This is a genomic window from Azospirillum ramasamyi, assembly GCF_003233655.1.
Classification (GTDB): domain Bacteria; phylum Pseudomonadota; class Alphaproteobacteria; order Azospirillales; family Azospirillaceae; genus Azospirillum; species Azospirillum ramasamyi.
Window position 1 is genome coordinate 229,247 of sequence record NZ_CP029829.1, and the last position, 23,016, is coordinate 252,262.

Sequence of the window (23,016 nt, forward strand, 5' to 3'; positions counted from 1 at the left end):
GGCCCTCATCAGGGGGCCAGAACCAGGCGGACATGGCGCTTGCGGCCGGCCGACAGGACGGCGGTGGCGGTGAGCGCCGCCGCCTCGTCGGTCACCGGCTCGCCGTCCAGCCGGGCGCCGCCCTCGCGGATCAGGCGCCGCGCCGCGCTTTTCGAGGCGCACAGGCCGGCCGCCACCAGCGCATCGACCAGCGGCACGCCGCCGGCCCCCTCGCGCGGCAGGGTGACTTCCGGCAGGCCGTCACCGTCCGCCGCGAAGGGCGACCCGGCCGCCGCCGCCGCCTTTTCGGCTTCCGCCGTCCCGTGGCAGAGGCGGGTGGCCTCGGTCGCCAGCACGATCTTCGCCTCGTTGATCTCGGCCCCCTGCAGGCGTTCCAGCCGGGCGATCTCGTCCAGCGGCAGTTCGGTGAACAGGCGCAGGAAGCGGCCGACATCGGCATCCTCCGTATTGCGCCAGAACTGCCAGAAGTCGAAGGGGCTGCGGGCATCGGCGTTCAGCCACACCGCGCCGCCGGCGGTCTTGCCCATCTTGGTGCCCGACGCGGTGGTCAGCAGCGGCGTGGTCAGGCCGAACAGCTCGCGCCGCTCCACCCGGCGGGCCAGCTCGATGCCGTTGACGATGTTGCCCCACTGGTCCGACCCGCCCATCTGCAGCAGGCAGCCGTGCCGCCGCGACAGCTCCAGGAAATCATAGGCCTGGAGGATCATGTAGTTGAACTCCAGGAAGGTCAGCGGCTGCTCGCGCTCCATCCGCTGGCGCACGGAGTCGAAGCTCAGCATGCGGTTGATGGTGAAATGGCGGCCGACGTCACGCAGGAAGGGCACGTAATCCAACCCGTCCAGCCAGTCGGCATTGTCCACCATCATGGCGTCCGTCGCCCCATCCCCGAAGGTCATGTACTGGCCGAAGACGCGGCGCAGCCCGGCGGCGTTGGCGGCGATCTGCGCATCGTCCAGCATCGGCCGCGTGGTGTCGCGGAAGCTGGGGTCGCCGATCTTGGTGGTGCCGCCGCCGATCAGCACGATCGGGCGGTTGCCGGTGCGTTGCAGCCAGCGCAGCGCCATGATCGACAGCAGATGCCCGACATGCAGGCTGGCCGCCGTGGCGTCGAAGCCGACATAGGCGGTCAGCACGCCGCCCGGCGCCGCGCCGGCAAGGCCCGACAGGTCGTCGGCCGGGTCGCTGCACTGATGGAGGAAGCCGCGCTCGCGCAGGATGCGGAGGAACTCGGCGGCGCTGGATTTGGAGGACATGGGACAGGTCTCTTGCGGATGGGCCGTTGCCGTCCGGAGACTGTCTCTATCGGGGAGAGAACCATGGCCGCCGGACTTGCAACGGCATGGTTTCGGGTATGACCGATCGACGCCGCGCTATGAGAGCGGCGGATAATACATCGGAGCGGTGGGGGCGATGCGGTCGGTCATGGCGCCTTCCATACACCGGTATGCCGGAAAGGTCCACTTCCGACAGAACATTGCTGCCAACCCCTCAGCGCCTGCCGAGCATCTGGCGGCGGGCGAGCGCGCGGTGAAGCTTCATGCGCTGGGAAACGGTGCGGGGGCGGGCGCCGCGGACGCCGGGAGCGAACAGCCCGTCCAGGTTCTCCCCCAACATCTCCCAGTTGCGCAACGGCCCGGTGTCGATGTGCAGGAAATGGGAGCGCGGATACCAGCCGACCCCGCCGCGCTTGAGCGCCAGCGCGCTGCGATGCGCCTCCGGCAGGCGGGAGGGGAGGGTGATGTCCAGCGCGCGGCCCAGCAGATGCTGGCTGTGCTCCGCCACGCCCAGGCTGCGAGAGGCCAGCATGGCGTTGGTTTCCGGCGTGCGGAAGGCCGACAGGATGGTCGCCTTGCTCTGCCCGACCGCCTCCAAGACGTCGGCCAGGAAATCGAGCGTGCCGACGTCGACCGGCCCCTCCTTGTTGGCGCGATGGTCGCGCAGAAGCTTGGAGAGATCGGCCATCGCGTCGGGCAGCGGACCGGAGGCGTCGCGGTAGGGCCCCTCGAACGTCTCGCCGGTGTGCTGGTTCCTGAGGCTGAGGCGGCGGGGCGCCGCGGGGGCGGCCAGCGCGCGGTCCGACATCAGGACGAGCGCTCCACAGCCGATCAGCAGGCTGCGGCGCTTCAGGGAGAGGGGCGAGGAGGACATGGAGGGGGGCAGGTCTTTCAACGGGGCGGCGTCACGTCAACAAAATGGAGGGCGATTCGCAATTGCAAAGTGGCGGAGCATGGTCCGGCTGCACGGAAAGCAGGAGCCGCCCCCGCTCACAGCAGGCGCTGGGCCTTGAAGCTGGTGTGGCGCCCGCCCTTGCCGATCACCAGATGGTCGTGCACGATCAACCCGACGGCGTTGGCGGCGCGCACGATCTCCTTGGTCATCTCGATGTCGGCCCGGCTGGGGGTGGGATCGCCGGACGGGTGATTGTGGACCAGGATCACCGCACTGGCCGACAGCTCCAGCGCCCGCTTCACCACCTCGCGCGGGTAGACGGGGGTGTGGTCGACGGTGCCGCGCTGCTGCACCTCGTCGGCGATCAGCGTGTTCTTGCGGTCGAGGAACAGCAGGCGGAACTGCTCCGTCGGCTCATGCGCCATGGCTGCGGAGCAATAGTCGATCAGCGCCTGCCAGGAGGCCAGCACCGGCCGGTCGATCACCCGCTGCTGCAGGGCGCGCAGGGCGGCGGCGCCGACGATGCGGACGGCGGCGACGGCGTTGTCGGTGCCGAGCGCCACGCCTTCCGCCTTCAGCCCGCGCAGCCGCTCCGGCGGAGCGTTGACCACGCCCCACAGGTCGCCGAAGGTTCGGATCAGCAGCTTGGCCAGCGGCTTCACGTCGCGCCGCGGGTTCACCGCGAACAGCACCATCTCCAGCAACTCGTAATCGTCCAGCGCGTCGGGTCCGCGGTCGAGGAAGCGGCGGCGAAGCCGCTCGCGGTGGTCGATGTAGTGAGCGTCGCCGCCGCCATCCTCGTCGCTGGTTTCGCCCGCGGTTTCGGAGGCGGTCCCGCCGGCCGCATCGTCAGGGGAGAGGGGAGGGCCGGCTCCCTTCACCTCCACGCCCGCAACGGCGGTCGAGGACAGCAGCTCGGGAAGGGGAAGGAGACCGGCGGTCATGCCGGCATCGTCCAGTTCCGTTCCGCCCCGCGTGTTGCCGGCCTTCCGGCTGCGTCCCGTCGTCTTGCGTTCTGCCATCGATCGTCGCCATGCATCTGTACGGCGATGACTATAGCCTCTCGTCGCACGAGCGCACAGGGGTGCTGCTCGCGCATTCGGAGAGGCGCGATCCGGGTCAGTCGGCGAGGCCGGTTTCCCGATCCGCCTGCCGGCCGGGCAGCATGCGGCCGAGCACGCCGTCGCGGCGGACGAGATGGTGCCACAGCGCGGCGGCCATATGCAGCGCGGCCAGGGCGAGAATCAGATTGGCCGCGAGCTCGTGAATCTCCTTCACCGAACGGCCCAAATTGCGGTCGGCCGCGACCGGGGAGGGAATGGTGAAGAGGTCGAAGAAGGTCAGTGCGTCGCCGCGCAGCCAGGTCAGCACCACCCCGACCAGCGGGACCGCCAGCATCAGGGCATAGAGCCCCAGGTGAACCAGATGGGACGCACCGCGTTCGGCCGGCGTCATGGTGGGCGGCAGCGCCGGGATGCCGCGGGTGAGGCGCAGCCCGAGCCGCGCCAGGACCAGCCCGAGCAGAAGCAGGCCGAAGGAGATGTGCAGCCACCAGATCGTGGCGCGCATCGGGTGGCCGCGCTCGTAGAACTCCTCGCCGAAGGTCAGCAGATAGAGGCCGACGATGAGAAGGGCGATCAGCCAGTGCAGGGATTTCTGGGCCGGGCTGTAGGTGGTTACGGTCATGGCGATTCTCCGGATGGAGGGGAGGGTCGCCGCCCGGTCTAGACCGCCCAGCTTACGCGCTGCTTACAAGCCGCCGGCCGTGGCGGCCTCCGCCGGCGATGCGTCAGTCCGCCGCAGCTGGAGGGGAAAGCGCAGGGTGAAGGTGGTGCCGCCACCCGGCGTGTCGCCGATGGAGACGCTGCCGCCATGCGCGGCCATGGTGCGCGCGACGATGGAAAGCCCGAGCCCCGCGCCGCCGGACTCCGCGCGCGCCGTGTCCCGGTCGCGGCAGCCCTGCCAGAAGCGTTCGAAGACCTGGGAGCGGAGGGCGGGCGGGATTCCGGGGCCGCGGTCGATCACCCGCAACAGCGGTTCGCCCGTGGCGGAGACCGCCACCTCGATGCTGACCGTGCTGTCGGCGGGGGCATGGCAAACGGCATTCTCCACGAGGTTGCGCAGGGCGCGGAACAGCGGGTCGTGGGCGCCGCGCACCGGCAGGGGAGCCTCCCGTCCGACAACCTCGATCCCGCGGCGCCTGCCCAAGGCCAGCGGGGCGATGTGGGCCGCGACCTCCACCGCAAGCGCGCTCAGGTCGACGCTGTCGCCCGGCGCGATCCGCAAGGCGTCCAGCCGGGCGAGGTCGAGCAGCTGGTCCACCAGCCGGGTCATCCCGGCGACATCCGCGCGGATCGGGGCACCCGGTGCGCCGATCAGCGCCAGATGGGCATCCAGCACCGCGAGCGGCGTGCGCAGCTCGTGCGCGGCGTCGGCGATGAAGCTGCGCTGGGCCCGGTAGCCGGCTTCCAGACGGTCCAGCGCCTGGTTCACCGCGCGGACCAGCGGCAGGACCTCGCGCGGCATGCCGTCTTCCGGCAGGCGTTCCGACACGCTGTCCGGCCCGATCGCGGCGGCACGGGCGGAGGCACGGCGCAGGGGCCGCAGGCCGCGATGGATGATGACGAGGTTGACGAGGATCAGAACCAGGGCGAAGGGCAGCCAGATCCAGCCGAAATGCTCGACGAACTCCTCCAGCAGCCACTCGATGTGCAGTTCCTCCTCGCCGGAGACCACCTGGATCCACAGGCGGCGCTCGCCGATCTCGATGCGGCGGCTCAATCCGTAGAGCGCCGGTTCGCCGTCGCGCGCCGGCACCCGGAAGACGCTGTGCGACCGCCCGGACCCGGTCGGGTCGAGCGGACCCGCCACCCCGTCGGAGCCGAGCAGCAGCCGTCCGTCACCGTCGACGATGGCGAAGGAGGCGGCATTCACCCGCAGCATCGCACGGACCGGCTCCGGCAGGACGGCGACCAGCCGGTCGTCGGGCCCGCGCACCGCCTTTTCGATCACGCGGGCGACGCCGGACAGGGTGCGCTGGCGCATCCGGTCGTGGGTGTCCTTGAATTCGACATAGAGCAGCAGCGCCGTGACCGCGACCGCCAGCAGAGTCACCAGCACGAGCCAGCGCGCGATGGCGGCCATCAGGGAGGGCGGCGGCTTGCCGGTCATCCGCCATTCTCCGGGCCGCTCACCGCGCCGTTCTCCGGGCCGGTTCCGGGCTGCTCCTCGATCAGGATGTAGCCGATGCCGCGCAGGGTCTGGACGCCGGCGCTGGCGCCCGCCGCCTGCAGGCGCTTGCGCAGCCGGTGGATCAGCACCTCCACCGCGTTGGAGCCGACCTCCTTGCCGAAGCCGTAGAGGTCGTTCTCCAGCGCCGCCTTCGACACCACGCGGCCGGCTCGGCGCAACAGCAGTTCCAGCGCGTCCAGTTCCCGCCGGCTGAGGTCGAGCGGCTGGCCGCCGACGGCCGCCACCCGGCCGGCCGAATCGAGGGCGATGTTCCCGAGTTGCAGCACCATTCCCAGCGCCGCGCCCGGCCGGCGCAGCAGGGCGCGGATGCGCGCCACCAGCTCTTCCAATGCGAAGGGCTTCAGCAGGTAGTCGTCGGCCCCCAGGTTGAGGCCCCGCACCCGGTCGTCCACCGCGTCGCGGGCGGTCAGGATCAGCACCGGGGTGGTGTCGGCCTTCGCCCGCAGGGCGGACAGCAAGCTCAGCCCATCGGCATCGGGCAGACCCAGGTCGAGCAGCACGGCGTCGAAGCCGGCCACCGCCAGGGCGGCCGACGCCTCCTCCGCGCTGTGGACGGAGTCGACGGCGAAGCCGGCCTTGCGCAGCCCTTCCGCGGTCAGGGCCGCGAGCCGGCGGTTGTCTTCGATCAGCAGCAGCCGCAAGGCGGTGGCCTTCCAGAACCGGTGGGGAGGCGGGGTGGCGTGCCGCGACTCTCCGCCTTTTGCGCCGCCACCGCAAGCCGGGGCAAGGAAACGGCCCTTTCCCCACGGATGGGAAAGGGCCGTTTCCGTCGTCGGGACGCGGTTATTCCGGCGAAGGCTCGCACTGACCTTTCAAGCGTTCGCCGGCCGCTGCGGCGGCGGCGCGCCCCTTGGCGCGGTAAAGCCTGCGTGGCGTTTGAACGCAATACGGAAGGTCAATTCATTGGCCTGCCGGTATCAGACGATCGCGGTGTCCGGGATGGTGCCGGTCAGCACGGCGCGGACATTGTCGGCGATCATGTGGCCGGTGCGGACGCGCGCCTCGTCGGTGGTGGCGCCGATGTGCGGGGTCAGGATCAGGTTGGGCACGCCCTGGAACGGGTTGCCGGCCGGCAGCGGTTCCGTCGCGAAGACGTCCAGCAGGGCGCCGCCGAGATGACCGTCCTTCAGCGCCGCCGCCAGCGCCGCCTCGTCGACGATGCCGCCGCGGGCGACATTGACCAGGATGGTGCCGGGCTTCAGCCGGGCGATCACCTCGGCGCTGACCAGATTGTGGGTCTCCGGCGTGTAGGGCAGGTGGAGCGACAGCGCGTCGGCGGTGTCCCAGATGCGGTCGAACGACACCTTCTCCACCCCCATGCGGGCCCAGACCGGATCCTCGGCCGGCACGTGCGGATCGGCGGCGATCACCGTCATGTCCAATCCCTGGGCGCGGCGGGCGACATGGCGGCCGATGCGGCCGAAGCCGACAATGCCCAGCGTCTTGCCCGATACCTCGCGCCCGATCAGCCGGCTGCGCGGCCATTTGCCGGCGACGACGTCGGGCGTGGCGAAATAGGTGGTGCCGCGCACCAGCATCATCAGGCCGGCGATGGCCAGTTCCGCCACCGACACCTCGTTGGCGCCGGTGGCCGGCAGGACGGCGATGCCGCGTTCCCGGCAGGCCTGCACGTCGATGTTGTCCAGCCCGACGCCCAGCCGGCCGACCGCCTTCAGGTTGGGAAAGGCTTCGAAGAAGGCGCCGCGGATCTCCGTCTCGTTGCGGATGCAGATGGCGCGGGCGGTGCCGCCCATCGCATACAACTCGTCCAGGCGCTTGTAGAGCGTTTCGTCGTAATGGACGTCGAAGTCGCGGCGCAGATCGTCGACGGCGCTCGGCTGCATGAATTCGGAAATGATGATGTCGGGCATGGCGGAAGGCTCGATCAAGAGGGATGAGTCAGAGCGTGATGCCGGCGGCGTCCAGATAGGGCTTCAGGTTCAGCAGCTCGATGGTCGTTTCGCCGGCTTCCAGCTTGTGGCGGTAGGCCTCTTCCGCGGCCTCGCGGGCGGCGGCCTTCTCCAGCGTGTCGGCGGCCAGATCGCGGGGCACCACCACCACGCCGTCGTCGTCGGCGACCACGATGTCGCCGGCCGTCACCATCACGCCGCCGCAGACGATGGTCGTGTTGACGTCGCCCTTGGCGTCGGTCTTGTTGGTGCCCTTCATGTTGGTACCGCGGCAGAAGACGGGGAAACCCATGTCGCGGATGGCGGACGCATCGCGCACGCAGCCGTCGATGACCAGCCCGCCCAGGCCGCGGGCGATGGCCGACGCGGTCAGCACGTCGCCCCAGGGGCCGGCGTCGGTCATGGCCTTGAAATCGACGACCAGGATGTCGCCCGGCTTCGCCAGAGCCACCGCGATGTGGATCATCAGGTTGTCGGTCGGCCCGCAGGACACGGTCAGCGCCGGCCCGCACAGCCGCATTCCGGGAAACAGCGGCTTGATCGGGTGGCCCATGGCGCCCTTCTTGCCCATAGCCTCGTGCAGGGTGGCGGGGGATTGGGCGCGCAGAGCCTCCACCGTCGCGGCGTCGGGGCGGACGAAATCCTTGTGAACGGTCATGCCGGGAGCACCCTTCCGAAAATTATCGCCCCAGGGCCGGCGCTGTGCCGAACTCCCCGCAAGGCGGGTGAACCATGATAGATAAACAAGTATTAGAATATTTACACGTAGCTGAAAATATCCAAACGGTGGTTGATCGACAAAAAATCGCCTTTACGATGGGGTGGCCGAAAGAAGGCGCCCGGTTGGCGTCTCAAGATAGATAAAAAGCAATTTAAAGATGTGGCGTCCGGCTGGCGGCGGTTCCGGGACGGTCCCGGCTGTACAGCGGATGCGAACCGAAGGAGGCCATGTATGAATATGAACGCGCGTCCCGCCATGCGGGCTGGATCGACAGGAGCGGCCGCCGGTCCGGCCGGAGCCGGACGGTTCGGGGGCCTGTCGCGCGTGCTGCGGCGGCGTGCCGCCCGGCTGGCCGCCCGCCTGGCCGGCGCCGCCGGGATCGCCGCCTCCGCGCTGGCCGCGGCCTTCGGGCTGGCGGGGCCGGGCGCGGCCTGGGCGGCCTATCCTGAGAAGCCGATCACCCTGATCGTCGGCTATGCGGCCGGCGGCGGCTCCGACTTCATCGTCCGCTCGCTCGCCCCCTTCATCGAGAAGGAATTGGGCGGCACCACCCGCGTCATCGTGATGAACCGTCCCGGTGCCGGCGGCGAGATCGGCTTCGCCGCCATCGCCGACGCCGCACCGGACGGCTACACCATCGGGCTGATCAACTCGCCCAACGTCGTGACGATCCCGATCGAACGCCAGGCCCGCTTTTCGCTGGACCGGCTCGACCCGCTCTACAACCTGGTCGACGATCCCGGCTCCTTCGTCGTCCACAAGGACAGCCCCCATCAGACGCTGGCCGACGTCGCCGCCTTCGCCAAGGCCAACCCCAACAGCGTGACGGTCGGCACCACCGGCATCGGATCGGACGACCATCTGGCGATGCTGATGTTCCAGCGCCTGACCCAGACCCGCCTGACCCATGTGCCCTTTCCGGGCAGCGCCGACGCCCACCGCGCGCTTCTGGGGCGGCACATCCAGGTGACCTCGATGAACATCGGCGAATCGGCGCGGGCGCGCGAAGGCGATCCCATCCGCATCCTGGGCGTGATGACCGAGGAGCGGTCGGTCCAGGCCGCCGACGTGCCGTCCTTCAAGGAACAGGGGTTCGACGTGAAGATGGCGTCGCTGCGCGGTCTTGCCGCACCGGTCGGGCTGCCGCCGGACATCCGCGCCAAGCTGGTGGATGCCATCGGCAAGGCCGTGCTGCACCCGGAGTTCCAGGAGATCGCCCGCAAGGCCTATCAGCCGCTGCGCCTGCTGCCCCCCGATCAGTATGCGGAGGAGTTGAAGACCCAGGAGGCGACCTTCCGCGCCATGTGGAAGGAAACGCCCTGGCTGAAATGACGATCGCCGCACGGGTCGGCGAGACGGTCATGCGGACATGAAAAAGGGCGCCGGCCATTGGCCGGCGCCCTTTCCGTCGGTGCAAAGGCTTACTTCAGCCAGGGGTTCGTGGCCCACAGCTCGCGCAGTTCCTTGGTCGAGTCGGCCAGTTCGGCGGCATACTTCTCCGGCGGCAGCAGGCGGATCGGCTGGTACAGCTCCTTCGCCTTGGCCTGGAAGCCCGGATCGTTGGCGGCCTTGTCCAGCGCGTCGACCAGCTTGGTGCGGACGTCCGGCGGCAGCCCCTTCGGAGCGGCGATGCCGCGCAGCGACGACATCAGCGCGTTGAAGCCCTGCTCCTTGAAGGTCGCGACGTCGGGAGCCTGCTCCACCTTCTTCTCGGCCATCACGCCCAGGACGGCGATGGGATCCTTCTGCTTGTACTGCATCGCCTCGCCGATGTTCACGGCGCTCAGCATGATCTTCTTGTTGGCCAGCGCCGCCTCGTTGGCGGCGGAGCCCTGGAACGGCACATGGGTGAAGGTCACGCCGGCCTGGCGCTGGAACACCAGCATCGCCAGATGGTCGTCCGATCCGATGCCGGTGGTGCCGACCGTCACGCCGTTGGGGTTGGCCTTGGCGAAGGTCACCACGTCGGCCAGCGTCTTGAACTGCCCTTCGTTGTGGACCGCGAAGGAGCTGGGATCGTCGACCAGGTTGTAGAGCGGGTCGAGCCGGTCCAGCGAGTAGCGGGCCTGGCGTTCGATCGGGATGGCGTTGACGTTGGGCGAGTTGATGGCGCCGATGGTGTAGCCGTCGGGGGCCGAGTCGGCGATGGCGGCGAAACCGATCTCGCCGCCGGCGCCCGGCTTGTTCACCACCTCGACCCGGGCGCCGTCGCCCAGCTGCTTCTCAAGGAAGGGCGCCAGGGCGCGAATCAGCAGGTCGGTGCCGCCGCCGGCGCCGAAGGCCACGATCACCGTGACCGGCTTCTCCGGATAGGCCGCCTCGGCGTTCGTGGCCGACATGAACATCGCGCCGGCCGCAGCCGCCAGGGTCAGAGACTTCCAGAACTTCATGATCCCCCCTTGTGATGATGCGCCACGCGGGGGCGGACCGGAGTCGGCCCGCCACGCGCGGAACTAGGGCTGCGCCGGCCCGGCACGGCGCGGATCGGCAGCCATTCCGACAGGTTCGGCTGTAATCGCGAGGGATGCCGGCCTTAACGCCGCTGAATATCTGAGGATGTTCCTACATCAGCAAGAACAGACCTTCAATGGCGCAGCATACGATTTCGCGGCGTCGCGTCAATACACCGCAGAATATTGGGGAGGATTGGTGAATGTAATGTGGTTCATTAAATAAATACTGCGTATTGGTTCGGGTAACGCGCAAATTTTGTTGGATTCTGTTTGCGCAAGGCAAGTCGAGAATCGCTGACGGATAGTCGTCTTGCGCTCGCCACCCGTCGGCGGCGTCTAACGCGAAGTTGTATATCTTCCATACGATTTGCCGGAGCGTCTATAAAATTTCTCTTTATTGGAGAACATATAATGGTATTACGTCTTTATGATACGCACCACATTCTCCACCTCCCGCGCTTCTCGTTCCGCTGATGCGGACGCGGCGCAAAAAGGCGGTCGTCGATAGCCATCGATCCGGGGCATTCCCAGGCGTTGACAGTCGGTGGGCACCGCACTATGGTGCGCGCCTTCAATCGAGCCGCCGAGCGTTCAGGAACAGCATCATGAAAATCGTCAACTCCCTGAAGTCGATGAAGACGCGCCACAAGGCCTGCCGCGTGATCCGCCGCAAGGGCCGCGTCTACGTCATCAACAAGCAGAACCCCCGTTTCAAGGCCCGCCAGGGCTGATCGATCCGTAAGGATCGATCGACTGCGAGGCCGGGCATCGCGCCCAGCCTCTCCGTCATCGGGTGTTTACGCAAGAGCCGCGCCTTCGGGTGCGGCTCTTGCGTTTTCAGGCCGCCCTCATAGGAAGCGGCGCCGTCTTGTATTGGGATCGCGGCGGATGGTACGTGTGGCGGACAAGTTCGCCGCAACGGGATAAGGACCGTCCGCAATGAAGATGCCGGTGCCGGACAGCGGGGTGATCGCCCGCCGCCGGGAGATCGTGGAGGCGCTGCGCGCCATCGTTCCCGGCGAAGGCGTGATCGTCGACGAGAACGAACTGCGCGCCTATGAATGCGACGGCCTGACCGCCTACCGCCAATTGCCGATGGTCGCCGTGCTGCCCAGCACGGTGGAGCAGGTGTCCCGGATCCTGCAGACCTGCAAGGCGATGGGGGTGAAGGTGGTGCCGCGCGGCGCCGGCACCTCGCTGTCGGGCGGCGCGCTGCCGCTGGCCGACGGCGTGCTGCTCGGCATGGGCAAGTTCAAGCGCATCCTCGACATCGACTACGCGAATCGCTGCGTCACCGTGCAGCCGGGGGTGACCAACCTCGGCATCTCCAACGCGGTCGCCCATGAGGGCTTCTATTACGCCCCCGATCCGTCCAGCCAGATCGCCTGCACCATCGGCGGCAACATCGCCGAGAATTCCGGCGGCGTTCACTGCCTGAAATACGGGCTGACCACCAACAACGTGCTGGGGCTGGAGATGGTGCTGATGGACGGCACCATCCTGCGGCTGGGCGGCAAGCATCTGGACGCCGGCGGCTACGACCTGATGGGCATCGTCACCGGGTCGGAAGGGCTGCTGGGCGTGGTGACCGAGGTCACGGTGCGCATCCTGAAGAAGCCGGCGACCGCCCGCGCGGTGCTGCTCGGCTTTCCCAGCAGCGAGCAGGGCGGCGACTGCGTGGCGGCGATCATCGCCGCCGGCATCATCCCCGGCGGCATGGAGATGATGGACCGCCCGGCCATCCACGCGGCGGAGGCCTTCGTCCATGCCGGCTACCCGCTGGATGTCGAGGCTCTGCTGATCGTCGAGCTGGACGGCCCGGCGGCGGAGGTCGACCACCTGATCGACCGGGTGGAGGCCATCGCCCGCGACAAGGGCGCCTGCTATGCCCGCGTGTCGAAGAGCGAGGAGGAGCGGCTGGCCTTCTGGGCCGGGCGCAAGGCCGCCTTCCCGGCGGTGGGGCGGATCAGCCCCGATTACTACTGCATGGACGGCACCATCCCGCGCAAGGCGCTGCCGCTGGTGCTCCAGCGGATGCAGGAGATGTCGGACCGCTGCGGCCTGCGCGTCGCCAACGTCTTCCATGCCGGCGACGGCAACCTGCACCCGCTGATCCTCTACGACGCCAACAAGCCGGGCGAACTGGAGGCGGCGGAGGCGTTCGGCAACGACATCCTGCGCCTGTGCGTCGAGGTCGGCGGCGTACTGACCGGCGAGCATGGGGTGGGCGTCGAGAAGCGCGACCTGATGACCGACCAGTTCGACGAGGCCGACCTGCAGCAGCAGCAGCGGCTGAAATGCGCCTTCGACCCCGACGGTCTGCTGAACCCCGGCAAGGTCTTCCCCACGCTGCACCGCTGCGCCGAGCTCGGCCGGCTGCATGTCCACCAGGGGGAACTGCGCTTCCCCGACATCCCGCGCTTCTGAAGGGCCGCCGCTCGCCATGACCATCACCACCATGAAGCCGGAAAATGCCGCGCAGGCGGCCGACGCGGTGCGCTGGGCGCTGTCGGCCGGCGAACCGCTGGAAATTCTCGGCAGCGGCAGCCGCCGCGGACTGGGCCGCCCGGTGCGGGCCGGCCACGCGCTCGACCTGTCCGGCCTGTCGGGCGTCATCGCCTATGAGCCGGAGGAGCTGGTGCTGACGGCGCTGGCCGGCACGCCGATGGAGCTGATCCGCGCCATGCTGGCCGAACGCGGGCAGCATCTGGCCTTCGAGCCGCCGGAGGGGGGAACCCTGGGCGGGCTGGTCGCCAGCGGGCTGGCCGGGCCGCGGCGCATCTCCGCCGGTTCAGCCCGCGACCACACGCTGGGCATCGCCGGCATCAGCGGCCGGGCCGAGGCCTACAAGGGCGGCGGCAAGGTGGTGAAGAACGTCACCGGCTATGATGTGCCCAAGCTGATGGCGGGTTCCTTCGGCACGCTGACTGCGCTGACCGAGATCACGGTGAAGGTGCTGCCGGCGCCGGAGGACACCGCGACCTTGCTGCTGTTCGGGCTGGACGACGCGGCGGCGGTGGCGATGCTCGACCGCGCGCTGCGCAGCCCCTACGAGGTGTCGGGCGCCGCCCATCTGCCGGCGGCGGTCGCCGCGCGGTCGGGGGTGTCCGCCGTGGCCGGGGCGGGCGGGGCGGTGACGCTGGTGCGGCTGGAGGGCTTCGGCCCGTCGGTCGCCGCGCGCGTGACCATGCTGCGCGAGGAACTGCGGGCCGATGAGATGCTGGGCCGCGACGGGTCGCTGGCGCTCTGGCGCGAGGTGAGGGACGGGGCGGGGTTGGGGGAGGCGGCCGCCGACGGCCCCCATCTCTGGAAACTCTCGGTCCCCCCCTCCGCCGGCCCGTCCACCGTCGAGGCCATCCGCCGCACGCTCGACGTCGAGGTCTTCTACGACTGGGGCGGCGGCCTGGTCTGGCTGAGCGCGCCGCCCGATTCGGAAGCGACCATCCGCAGCGCCCTTTCCGCCGGCGGCCACGCCACGCTGGTGCGGGCGCCGGAGGCGGTGCGCGCCGCGACGGAGGTGTTCCAGCCCTTGCCCGAGCCGCTGATGGCGCTCAGCCGCCGCGTCAAGGAAAGCTTCGACCCCAAGGGCATCCTCAACCCCGGCCGCATGTATGCGGGGCTGTAACGGGAAGACCGAACTCGATGCAAACGAACTTCTCGCTGGCCCAGCTTGCCGATGCCGCGATCCGCGACTCGGAGCAGATCCTGCGCAAATGCGTGCATTGCGGCTTCTGCACCGCGACCTGTCCGACCTACACCATTCTCGGCGACGAGCTGGACAGCCCGCGCGGCCGCATCTACCAGATCAAGGACATGCTGGAGAAGGGCGGGCCGCCGCCCGACAGCACGGTCAAGCACATCGACCGCTGCCTGTCCTGCCTGTCCTGCATGACGACCTGCCCGTCGGGCGTCCATTACATGCATCTGGTCGATCACGCCCGCGCCCATATCGAGGCGACCCACACCCGCCCGCCCGCCGACCGGGCGGTGCGCCACGTGATCGCGCGGGTGCTGCCCAACCCGCGGCTGTTCCGGCTGGCCCTGCTGGGGGCGTCCGTCGGCCGGCCGTTCCGCGCCATGCTGCCCAAGCGGCTATCGGCCATGCTGGCGCTGACCCCGGCCAGCGTTCCGGCGCCGAGCTACAGCGACCGGCCCGGCGTTCACCCGGCGCAGGGGCCGCGCAAGCGGCGCGTCGCCCTGCTGATCGGCTGCGCCCAGCAGGTGCTGGCCCCGCAGATCAACGAGGCGACCATCCGCCTGCTGACCCGCCACGGCGTCGAGGTGGTGGTGTCCAAGGGCGCCGACTGCTGCGGCGCCCTGACGCACCATATGGGCAAGGAGGATCTCGCCCACGCCGCCGCGAAGAAGACCATCGACGCCTGGACCCGGGAGATCGAAGGGGAGGGGCTGGACGCCATCGTCATCAACGCGTCGGGCTGCGGCACCAGCGTGAAGGATTACGGCCACATGTTCCGCGAGGACTCCGCCTATGCCGACAAGGCGGCGCGGGTGGCGGCTCTCGCCAAGGACGTGACCGAACTGATGGACGAAATCGGGCTGGCGCGCCCGGTGGTGGAGACCGGGCAGGCGGTCGCCTACCACTCCGCCTGTTCCATGCAGCACGGCCAGCGCATCAAGGAGCCGCCGCGCGCCCTGCTGCGCGCCGCCGGCTTCCTGGTGAAGGAGATCCCCGACGCGCATCTCTGCTGCGGATCGGCGGGCACCTACAACATGCTGCAGCCCGAGCTGGCGGGGGAACTGCGCGACCGCAAGGTCGCGGCGATCGAAAGCACCCAGGCGCAGGCGGTGGCGGCCGGCAATCTCGGCTGCATCACCCAGATCGCGTCCGGCACCGGCCTTCCGGTGGTCCACACGGTGGAGTTGCTGGACTGGGCGACCGGCGGCCCGATGCCGGACGCGCTGGCCGGGCGGGCGGCCTTCCGGCAGGACGGCGCGCGGGCGGCCTGACATCCGCCCTGGGATAAGGAAGGGACGGCGGAGGGGCCGGCCGGCGCGGGCGGAGCCGGGGGGTTTCATACCCCCACAATTCTGTGTTTATCTGCGTTCATCTGTGTCAGAAGATCCGCCCGCTTCACCGCCTTCCGTCCCAGCCCCATTCCGTTCAGGTCATCGCCTTGTCCTTGCCACCGCCCTCCTCGCCACCCACGGAAAACATCGGCATGAGCGCCGGCTACGGAATCACTCACCGCCTGTCGGCCTGGGGCGTCCACATCTTCACGGCCAGCGGCGCCGTTCTCGGGCTGCTCGGCCTGCTGGCGGCGGCGGCGGGCGATGCGAAGCTGTGCCTGATGTGGCTGGGCATCGCGCTGGTCGTCGACGGCGTCGACGGCACGCTGGCCCGCCGCGTCTCGGTCAAGCAGGTGCTGCCGGGTATCGACGGCTCGGCGCTGGACCTCGTCATCGACTACCTGACCTATGTCGTGGTGCCGGCGGTGTTCATGCACCGCTTCGGCCTGCTGCCGGACGGGCTGATCAGCATCGGGCTGGCCGCCTGGATCCTGCTGACCTCGCTCTACTGCTTCGCCAATGTCGGGATGAAGAGCGGCGACAATTACTTCGTCGGCTTCCCGGCGATCTGGAACGTCGTCGCCCTCTATCTCTGGCTGCTCGACCTCAATCCCTGGTTCAACGCGGCGGTGGTGGTGGTGCTGGGGGTGCTGACCTTCACCACGGTCAAGTTCCTCCATCCCTTCCGGGTCAAGGCGCTGATGCCGCTGAACATCGCGGTGACCTCGGTCTGGCTGCTCTGCTGCATCGCGCTCGTGGTGCTGGAGCCGGCGCGTCCGGGCTGGCTGTTCGGCCTGTGGCTGGCGACCTCGGTCTATTACGCCGCCGTCTGCGCCTGGCGGAGCCTGCGCGGCCCCTGATCCGCGGAATTCCCGGGTTGGGGAACAGCTTTGCGTGACGGGCGTTGCCTGGACGGCAAGTCCAACGGCACACCCGGCGCAGCAGAGAGGATTCCGCCTTGGCCACGGCTCATCCGATCCGGATCGGCACCGCCGGCTGGAGCATCCCCAAGCCGTCCGCCCCGGCCTTTCCCGCCGACGGCACCCATCTGGAGCGCACCGCCCGCGTCATGGCGATGACCGAGGTGAACAGCAGCTTCTACCGTCCGCACAAGCCCGAGACCTGGGCGCGCTGGGCCGCCTCCACCCCGCCCGATTTCCGCTTCGCGGTCAAACTGCCCAAGGCGATCAGCCACGAGGCCCGGCTGGCCGGCGCCGACGCGGCGCTCGACCGCTTCCTGTCCGAAGCGGGGATGCTGGGCGACCGCTTCGGCCCGCTGCTGGTCCAGCTTCCGCCCAGCCTGCGCTTCGACCGCGCGGTGGCCGAGGATTTCTTCGCGCTGCTGCGCGCCCGCTTCGACGGCGACGTGGTGTGCGAGCCGCGCCATGCCTCCTGGTTCGCCGATGGGGCCGACTCCCTGCTGGCCGCCCACCGCGTCGCCCGTGTCGCGGCCGATCCCGCTCCGGTGCCGGGGGCCGGCGAGCCCGGCGGCTGGGACGGCCTGCGCTACTGGCGGCTGCACGGATCGCCGGTCATCTACCGCTCCGCCTACGAGCCGGCGGCGTTGGACGCGCTGACCGACCGGCTCCGGGCCGAGGCGGCGTCGCGGCCGGTCTGGTGCGTTTTCGACAACACCGCCGAATTCCACGCCCTGGACGACGCGCTGGCGACGATGGAGCGGTTGCGCGCCCCGTCATAGGCCCATTTATTATTGGAGAATCCCCCCGCACGCCCGAGACAGTGCATCGTTGCAAGGCTATCTTGCCGCAAAACGCCCCCAATAGGCGGGGCAACCGCGTGCAGGTGGTATGGTTATGGAGTTCGTCGTCCTCGTTCTGATCGCCGGCATCATCTTCCACCGGCTGGACCGGCGGCTGAAGGTGCAGGAGGCGGAAATCGCCGCGTTGCGCGACCGGTTGGACAGGGCATTGGCCGGCGCCGCCCCCCTGCAGGCATCCCGATCCGCCGAGGCCGGGGCGATTGACGAAGCCACGACCGAGCAAATCCCCGAACCCGTCCTCGCCGCCGAAGCGGCTCCCCCGCCGGAAGAGGCTGTGCAGCCGGGGTCGCCGGAACCCGCCGCGACACCGCCCGCCGCGCCGGCGCGGGCGGGCTGGCGCGAACTGGAGGAATCGCTGGCCTCGCGCTGGCTGATCTGGCTCGGCGGCGGCACCATGGCGCTGGCCGCGGCCTTCTTCATCAAGCTGTCGGTGGAGCATGGCTGGCTCGGGCCGGGCGTGCGGGTGGCGCTGGGGCTGCTCGCCGGTTTCGGGCTGATGGTGGGCGGCGAATGGCTGCGCCGCCGGCCGGCCCAGCGCGCCGTCGCGGCGCTCCGCCCCGATTACGTGCCGCCGGCCCTGACCGCCGCCGGCCTGTTCACCGCCTTCGCCAGCGTCTATGGCGGCTTCGCCCTGTTCGACCTGTTCGCTCCGCTGGTCGCCTTCGCTCTGCTGGCGGCGCTGTCGCTGGTCGGCATCGGGCTGTCGCTGCTGCAGGGGCCGTTCATCGCCGCGTTGGGGCTGCTGGCCGGCTATGTCACGCCGCTGCTGATACCGTCCGACAACCCCGACGCCTGGGGCCTGTTCGCCTATCTGCTGGCGCTGAACGGCGCCGGCATGGCGGTGGTGCTGTATCGCCGCTGGCACTGGCTCGGCTGGGGAGCGCTGGCCGGCGCGGCGCTCTGGCCGCTGGTGTGGATGATCGACCCGTGGCGCAGCGGCGACGCGCTGCCGACCGGCATCTACCTGCTGCTGACCTCGGCCCTCTTCCTTGTTCCGGCCATGCTGGGCGTGGTCGCGGGCACCGCGGAGGACCGGCTGGCGGAGCCGGCCCCCGCCACCGGCTGGCGCCGGGCGCTGCCCGACTGGATCCGGCGCAAGCGGCGCCACCCCGCCGACCGGCTGGCGATGACGGCGATGCAGGCGTTCGGGGTGCTGGTCGCCGCCGTGACCTGGAGCGACGGTCACGACGCCGTGTCGCTGGCCGTCCTCACCCTGTTCGCGCTCCTCGCCATGGCCGCCGGCCGGCGCACCGAGCGGATCGCCGGGGCCGCCTGGATCGCGGCGCTGACGGTGCTGCTGTCGCTGGCGCCCTGGAGCCTGCCCTATGTCCCGTCCGGCCCGCCGCCGCTGACTGCGGAGGGCCAGCCGCTGATCGTTGCCGATCCGGCCGGCTACCCGGCGGAGGTCGCTCGCTTCCTGTGGGTGGCGGGCGGCTTCGCGGCGCTGTTCGGCATCGGCGGTTTCGCCGCGCTGTGGGGCGCCCGCCGGGCGGCGCTGTGGGCGTCGCTGTCGGCCCTGGCGCCGCTCGCCCTGCTGACGCTGGCCTATGCCCAGGTGACGCCGCCGGAGACCGCCATCGGCTGGCCGGCCGCGGCCCTCGCGCTGGCGGCCCTGCTGGTCGCCGGCACCACACCGCTGGCCCGCCACCGCCACCGGCCTGGGGCCGCGCTCGGGCTGGCCGCCTTCGCCGCCGGGGCGAGCGGCGCCATCGCGCTGGGCGCCACCATGACCCTGCAGGAGGCGTGGCTGACCGTGGCGCTTGCGGCGCAGGTGCCGGTGCTGGCCTGGCTGGAGCGGCGGATGAACCTGCGCGAACTGCGCGGGGTCGCGCTGCTGGTGGCGGCCGCCGTGCTGGTGCGCCTGGCGATCAACCCCTATGTGCTGGATTACCAAGGCTATGCCTGGATCGCCTACGGCTATGGCCTGCCGGCGCTGGGCTTCCTGGTGGCGGCGCGCCTGATGAGGACGGCGCCGGATGCCCAGGGAAACATTGGAAGCGGCGACGATCTGGTGGTGATGGTGCTGGAGGCCGGCGCCCTGATCTTCACCACCCTGATGCTGTCGCTGGGCATCCATCGCTGGATGGCCGGCAGCCTGGAGGCGGCGCCGTCCGGCCTGACCGAGGTGGCGCTGCACACCCTGTCCTGGCTGGGGCTCGCCCTTCTGCTGGCGGCGGACCGGCGGTGGAGCGCGCGGCCCGTGGCGGTGTGGGGCCGGCGCCTGCTGGTCCTGCTGGCCGCGGCCACCGCCTTCTTCCTGCAACTGCTGGGGCTGAACCCGCTGTGGAATTTCGAATGGGTCGGCAGCTGGCCGGTGGTCAACCGGCTGCTGCTGGCCTATGGCGCGCCGGCCGTGCTGCTGCTGCTCTACCTGTGGTACGATCCGCCGCCGTCGCGCGTGCTGCGGAGCGCCGCGCCGGTCCTGCCGATGCTGCTGATCGCCGCCAACCTCGCGCTGGAGATCCGCCGCGCCTTCCAGGGGCCGGTGCTGAGCGGCTACGGCATGTCGGATGCCGAATGGTACAGCTATTCCGTCGGCTTCCTGCTGTTCGCGGTGGCGATGCTGGTGGCGGGCATCCGCTTCGGCTGGGGCTGGATGCGTCATGCCGGGCTGGTTCTGGTGCTGGCGGTGGTCGCCAAGGTGTTCCTCAGCGACATGTCGGACCTGGAGGGGATGTACCGCGTCGCCTCCTTCCTCGGCCTCGGCGTCTCGCTGGTCGGCATCGGCTGGCTGTACCAGCGCCTTCTGCGCCCGCCCGCCGACAATCCGTTGGACCAACGGATTCATTGACAGGCCGCGCCGGGAACGCTCCCATACGGTGAAGGATGGGCCAGGGATGAACCCGGCCCGGCATCACCGGAGGAGCAGCGCTCATGGCAAGCGAAACGCACGGCAACGCCTATCCCATCCTGCCCGACGGCGAGGAGGGCTTCACCGTCGAGGCGGCGCGGATGAAGTTCGGCCCCGGCATGCTGGCCGAGCTGGGCGGCGACGCGGTGTCGCTCGGCATGACGCGGGTGGCGCTGTTCACCGATCCGCGCGTCGCCGCGACGGCGCCCTTCGCCATGGCGCTCGACTCGCTGAAGCGGGCCGGCATGGATCCGGTGGTCTACGACCGCTGCCGGGTGGAGCCGACCAGCGCCTCCTTCCTAGACGCCGCCGATTTCGCGCGGGACGGCGGCTTCGACGGCTATGTCTCCATCGGCGGCGGATCGGTGATCGACACCGCCAAGGCGGCGAACCTCTACGCCACCCATCCGGCCGATTTTCTCGCCTACGTCAACAAGCCGCTGGGGGAGGGCATCCCGGTCCCCGGCCCGGTCAAGCCGCACATCGCCTGCCCGACCACCTGCGGCACCGGCAGCGAAACCACCGGCGTCGCCATCTTCGACCATGTGGAAAAGCAGGTGAAGACCGGCATCTCGTCGCGCTTCCTGCGGCCGAGCCTTGCCGTCGTCGATCCCCGCACCATCGACAGCCTGCCGCCCGGCGCCATCGCCGCCACCGGCTTCGACGTGCTGACCCATGCCATCGAGAGCCACACCGCGCGGCCCTTCCGCTCGCGCCCGCGCCCCGAGCAGCCGACGGCGCGTCCGCCCTACCAGGGCGCCAACCCGTGGTCGGACATCGGCAGCCTCCAGGCGATCCGGCTGGGCGGGCAATGGCTGGAACAGGCGGTCAACGACCCGGATTGCGCGGAGGCGCGCGACGCCCTGATGTTCGCGGCGACGCTGGCCGGTCTGGCCTTCGGCAATGCCGGCGTCCACATCCCGCACGCCATGTCCTATTCGGTGGCGGGGATGAACCACAGCTTCACCGCGACGGGCTACGAGACGGTGGACCCGATGGTGCCGCACGGCATCTCCGTGGTGCTGAACGCCCCCGCCGCCTTCCGCTTCACCGGCCCGGCGGCGCCCGAGGCCCATCTGCGCGCCGCCGAGGCGCTGGGGGCGGACGTGCGCGGCGCCTCGCCGGAGGATGGCGGCGAGTTGCTGGCGACCCGGCTGATCTCGATGATGCGCGCCACCGGCCTGCCCAACGGCCTGTCGGCGCTTGGCTACGGCGAGGCCGACATTCCGGGTCTGGTCAGGGGAGCCGCCGCCCAGCAACGCCTGCTGACCATCGCCCCGCGCCCGGTGTCGGAGGACGACCTGCGCGGGCTCTATGCGGATGCGATGCGCTACTGGTGAGGAACCGGGGCCGCGCCGCTTTCGAGCTTGGCGAAGGCGGCGCGGGCGATGGCGAGGCTATCGGTCGCAACGGTGATGCAATAGGGGGGCGCGCTCCGGGGGGCGTGATGGCCGCTGCGCCGAAGGGGCGCCGAATGGAGAATGGAAATAATCGAACCGCATGATACGTTTCATGCACCCCTGTCCGGTTCGCCAATCAAGTTGCTCAGAAACCCGCCGGGAGAGGGTGTTTCCAGACTGTTGCCGATATGGCCGCCAAAGGGATAAACACGCCGCGCGCATTTGTCCGCGCCCCGTTTTCTTCCCAGCCGTGAAAATCGATTAGTCAAATTCCCCATTAGCTCGCAATTTCCCTAGTTTTATTTTAACCGGCTCTACGCCGCGGCGACACCCTCGTCGGCTAGGGAAGGGGACGGAAGACGATGTCGCAGTGGCTTTCCCGAAATCGCTCCAAGCTGGAGCATGCCTTGCGGATGACGGTGGCGTGCTTGGCGGCCTACGCCTGCGCGGAGGCGCTGGGGCTGCCGGAGGCATTCTGGGCCACCATAACGGCATTGATGGTGATGCAGAGCAACGTCGGCGGGACGCTCAAGGCGGCGCTGGAACGCTTCATCGGCTCGCTGCTCGGCGCTTTGTACGGCAGTGCCATCGTCCATTTCATTCCGCATTCCGACGAATGGACGAGGGCGGGCGCACTGATCCTGGCCGTCGCCCCACTCTCCTATCTGGCCGCCATCAACGCCGGCTTCCGCATCGCGCCGATGACCGCCATCATCGTGCTGCTCGGCAACATCGGCGCGTCCCTGGGTCCACTTGGCTTCGCGGAGCGGCGGGTGCTGGAGGTCGGGCTCGGCTGCACCGTCGGCCTGCTGGTCTCGATGCTGGTGGTGCCGGTCCGTGCGGCGCGCTCGGTTCTGGAAACGGCGAGCAAGGTGACGCGGCTTCTTGCCGAACAGTTGGAAACACTGGCGGATTCCGACGACATACCGCAAGAACGGCTGAGCGCGCTGGTCACGCAAACGCTCCAAGGCCTGCACGGCTTGGAAACCAGTGTGGGTGAGGCGGCGCGCGAGCGTCGCAGCCGCCTCACCGATCTGCCCGATCCGGAACCGCTGCTGTGGACGCTGATGCGGCTGCGGCATGACGTTGCATCGATCAGGCAGGACGTTGGAAAGCCGGGACAGGAAGCCTTCGAAGATCTGGCGGCGAAGGAGTGGAGATCGGTCGCGAGGACCGCCGCCGCGCATCTGAGGGCGCTCGCCGACTCCCTGGAGAACAGACAGCCGCCCGAGGAGCAGTCCGAGGCCATGATCCAGGCCATCGGCGCCTATCACGCTGCCATAGACGCAATGAAACGATCGACACAGACCCAGAACCTTACGACCGAAAATCTCTGGTGGCTGGCGGGCACCGGCTTTGCCCTTGAGCAGTTGCACCGCGACATCAACGACCTTTCCGACCGGGTCAGGGGCTTCTCCAAGGCGCGGTGAGCTGGGGCGTCCCGATTCCCAT

General features: G+C 69.6%; 19 protein-coding genes. 10 read left to right on the plus strand and 9 right to left on the minus strand.

The window, feature by feature from the left end:
- Positions 1-8: 8 nt before the first annotated feature.
- From tyrS to DM194_RS01055, 8 genes are all read right to left on the minus strand, one after another.
- Positions 9-1,253 carry a tyrosine--tRNA ligase gene (tyrS, locus tag DM194_RS01020; RefSeq protein ID WP_111065529.1) on the minus strand — a complete coding sequence of 415 codons (1,245 nt, stop codon included), beginning with the start codon at positions 1,251-1,253 and terminating at the stop codon, positions 9-11.
- A 235-nt stretch (positions 1,254-1,488) separates the two neighbouring features.
- Complete coding sequence (locus tag DM194_RS01025) at positions 1,489-2,148, minus strand: YcbK family protein (RefSeq protein WP_111065530.1); 660 nt, start codon at positions 2,146-2,148, stop codon at positions 1,489-1,491.
- Between the two features lie 116 nt (positions 2,149-2,264).
- Entirely contained in the window at positions 2,265-3,191 is a 927-nt protein-coding gene (gene radC / locus DM194_RS01030) for a RadC family protein (protein ID WP_111065531.1), read from the minus strand.
- 97 nt (positions 3,192-3,288) lie between these two features.
- Positions 3,289-3,855 (minus strand): cytochrome b, encoded by a 567-nt coding sequence (locus tag DM194_RS01035; protein WP_111065532.1) that lies wholly within the window; start codon positions 3,853-3,855, stop codon positions 3,289-3,291.
- A gap of 63 nt (positions 3,856-3,918) precedes the next feature.
- The gene (locus DM194_RS01040; RefSeq protein WP_111065533.1) at positions 3,919-5,340 is read right to left on the minus strand and encodes a sensor histidine kinase; all 1,422 of its coding nucleotides are present in this window, start codon (positions 5,338-5,340) and stop codon (positions 3,919-3,921) included.
- The gene (locus tag DM194_RS01045) at positions 5,337-6,062 is read right to left on the minus strand and encodes a response regulator (RefSeq protein ID WP_111065534.1); all 726 of its coding nucleotides are present in this window, start codon (positions 6,060-6,062) and stop codon (positions 5,337-5,339) included. The genes DM194_RS01040 and DM194_RS01045 overlap by 4 nt, the downstream gene beginning before the upstream one ends.
- Before the next feature lie 276 nt (positions 6,063-6,338).
- On the minus strand, positions 6,339-7,292 hold the full coding sequence (locus tag DM194_RS01050; protein WP_111065535.1) for a hydroxyacid dehydrogenase: 954 nt from the start codon (positions 7,290-7,292) through the stop codon (positions 6,339-6,341).
- 28 nt (positions 7,293-7,320) lie between these two features.
- On the minus strand, positions 7,321-7,989 hold the full coding sequence (locus tag DM194_RS01055) for a 4-carboxy-4-hydroxy-2-oxoadipate aldolase/oxaloacetate decarboxylase (protein WP_111065536.1): 669 nt from the start codon (positions 7,987-7,989) through the stop codon (positions 7,321-7,323).
- A 300-nt stretch (positions 7,990-8,289) separates the two neighbouring features.
- Between DM194_RS01055 and DM194_RS01060 the strand changes: the two genes are divergently transcribed.
- Positions 8,290-9,384, plus strand: a complete 1,095-nt coding sequence (locus DM194_RS01060) for a tripartite tricarboxylate transporter substrate binding protein (RefSeq protein WP_342792444.1) — start codon at positions 8,290-8,292, stop codon at positions 9,382-9,384.
- 89 nt (positions 9,385-9,473) lie between these two features.
- Here the strand turns inward: DM194_RS01060 and DM194_RS01065 are convergent, their stop codons facing one another.
- A complete protein-coding gene (locus tag DM194_RS01065; RefSeq protein ID WP_111065538.1) occupies positions 9,474-10,442 on the minus strand; it encodes a tripartite tricarboxylate transporter substrate binding protein in 969 nt (322 codons plus the stop codon).
- A 668-nt stretch (positions 10,443-11,110) separates the two neighbouring features.
- Between DM194_RS01065 and ykgO the strand changes: the two genes are divergently transcribed.
- The 9 genes from ykgO (at position 11,111) to DM194_RS01110 (ending at position 22,994) form a co-directional block, all read left to right on the plus strand.
- On the plus strand, positions 11,111-11,236 hold the full coding sequence (gene ykgO / locus DM194_RS01070; RefSeq protein WP_012973122.1) for a type B 50S ribosomal protein L36: 126 nt from the start codon (positions 11,111-11,113) through the stop codon (positions 11,234-11,236).
- Between the two features lie 208 nt (positions 11,237-11,444).
- Entirely contained in the window at positions 11,445-12,932 is a 1,488-nt protein-coding gene (locus DM194_RS01075) for an FAD-linked oxidase C-terminal domain-containing protein (protein ID WP_111065539.1), read from the plus strand.
- A 16-nt stretch (positions 12,933-12,948) separates the two neighbouring features.
- A complete protein-coding gene (gene glcE / locus DM194_RS01080; protein ID WP_111065540.1) occupies positions 12,949-14,130 on the plus strand; it encodes a glycolate oxidase subunit GlcE in 1,182 nt (393 codons plus the stop codon).
- Between the two features lie 17 nt (positions 14,131-14,147).
- On the plus strand, positions 14,148-15,473 hold the full coding sequence (gene glcF / locus DM194_RS01085) for a glycolate oxidase subunit GlcF (RefSeq protein WP_111065541.1): 1,326 nt from the start codon (positions 14,148-14,150) through the stop codon (positions 15,471-15,473).
- A 212-nt stretch (positions 15,474-15,685) separates the two neighbouring features.
- The gene (gene pcsA / locus DM194_RS01090) at positions 15,686-16,393 is read left to right on the plus strand and encodes a phosphatidylcholine synthase (RefSeq protein WP_111065542.1); all 708 of its coding nucleotides are present in this window, start codon (positions 15,686-15,688) and stop codon (positions 16,391-16,393) included.
- A 98-nt stretch (positions 16,394-16,491) separates the two neighbouring features.
- Entirely contained in the window at positions 16,492-17,232 is a 741-nt protein-coding gene (locus DM194_RS01095) for a DUF72 domain-containing protein (protein WP_111065543.1), read from the plus strand.
- A gap of 115 nt (positions 17,233-17,347) precedes the next feature.
- Positions 17,348-20,104, plus strand: a complete 2,757-nt coding sequence (locus DM194_RS01100) for a DUF2339 domain-containing protein (protein WP_111065544.1) — start codon at positions 17,348-17,350, stop codon at positions 20,102-20,104.
- A gap of 83 nt (positions 20,105-20,187) precedes the next feature.
- Positions 20,188-21,504, plus strand: coding sequence for a hydroxyacid-oxoacid transhydrogenase (locus tag DM194_RS01105; RefSeq protein ID WP_111065545.1), 1,317 nt, complete (start codon positions 20,188-20,190; stop codon positions 21,502-21,504).
- A 422-nt stretch (positions 21,505-21,926) separates the two neighbouring features.
- On the plus strand, positions 21,927-22,994 hold the full coding sequence (locus tag DM194_RS01110; protein ID WP_111065546.1) for an FUSC family protein: 1,068 nt from the start codon (positions 21,927-21,929) through the stop codon (positions 22,992-22,994).
- Positions 22,995-23,016 lie beyond the last annotated feature (22 nt).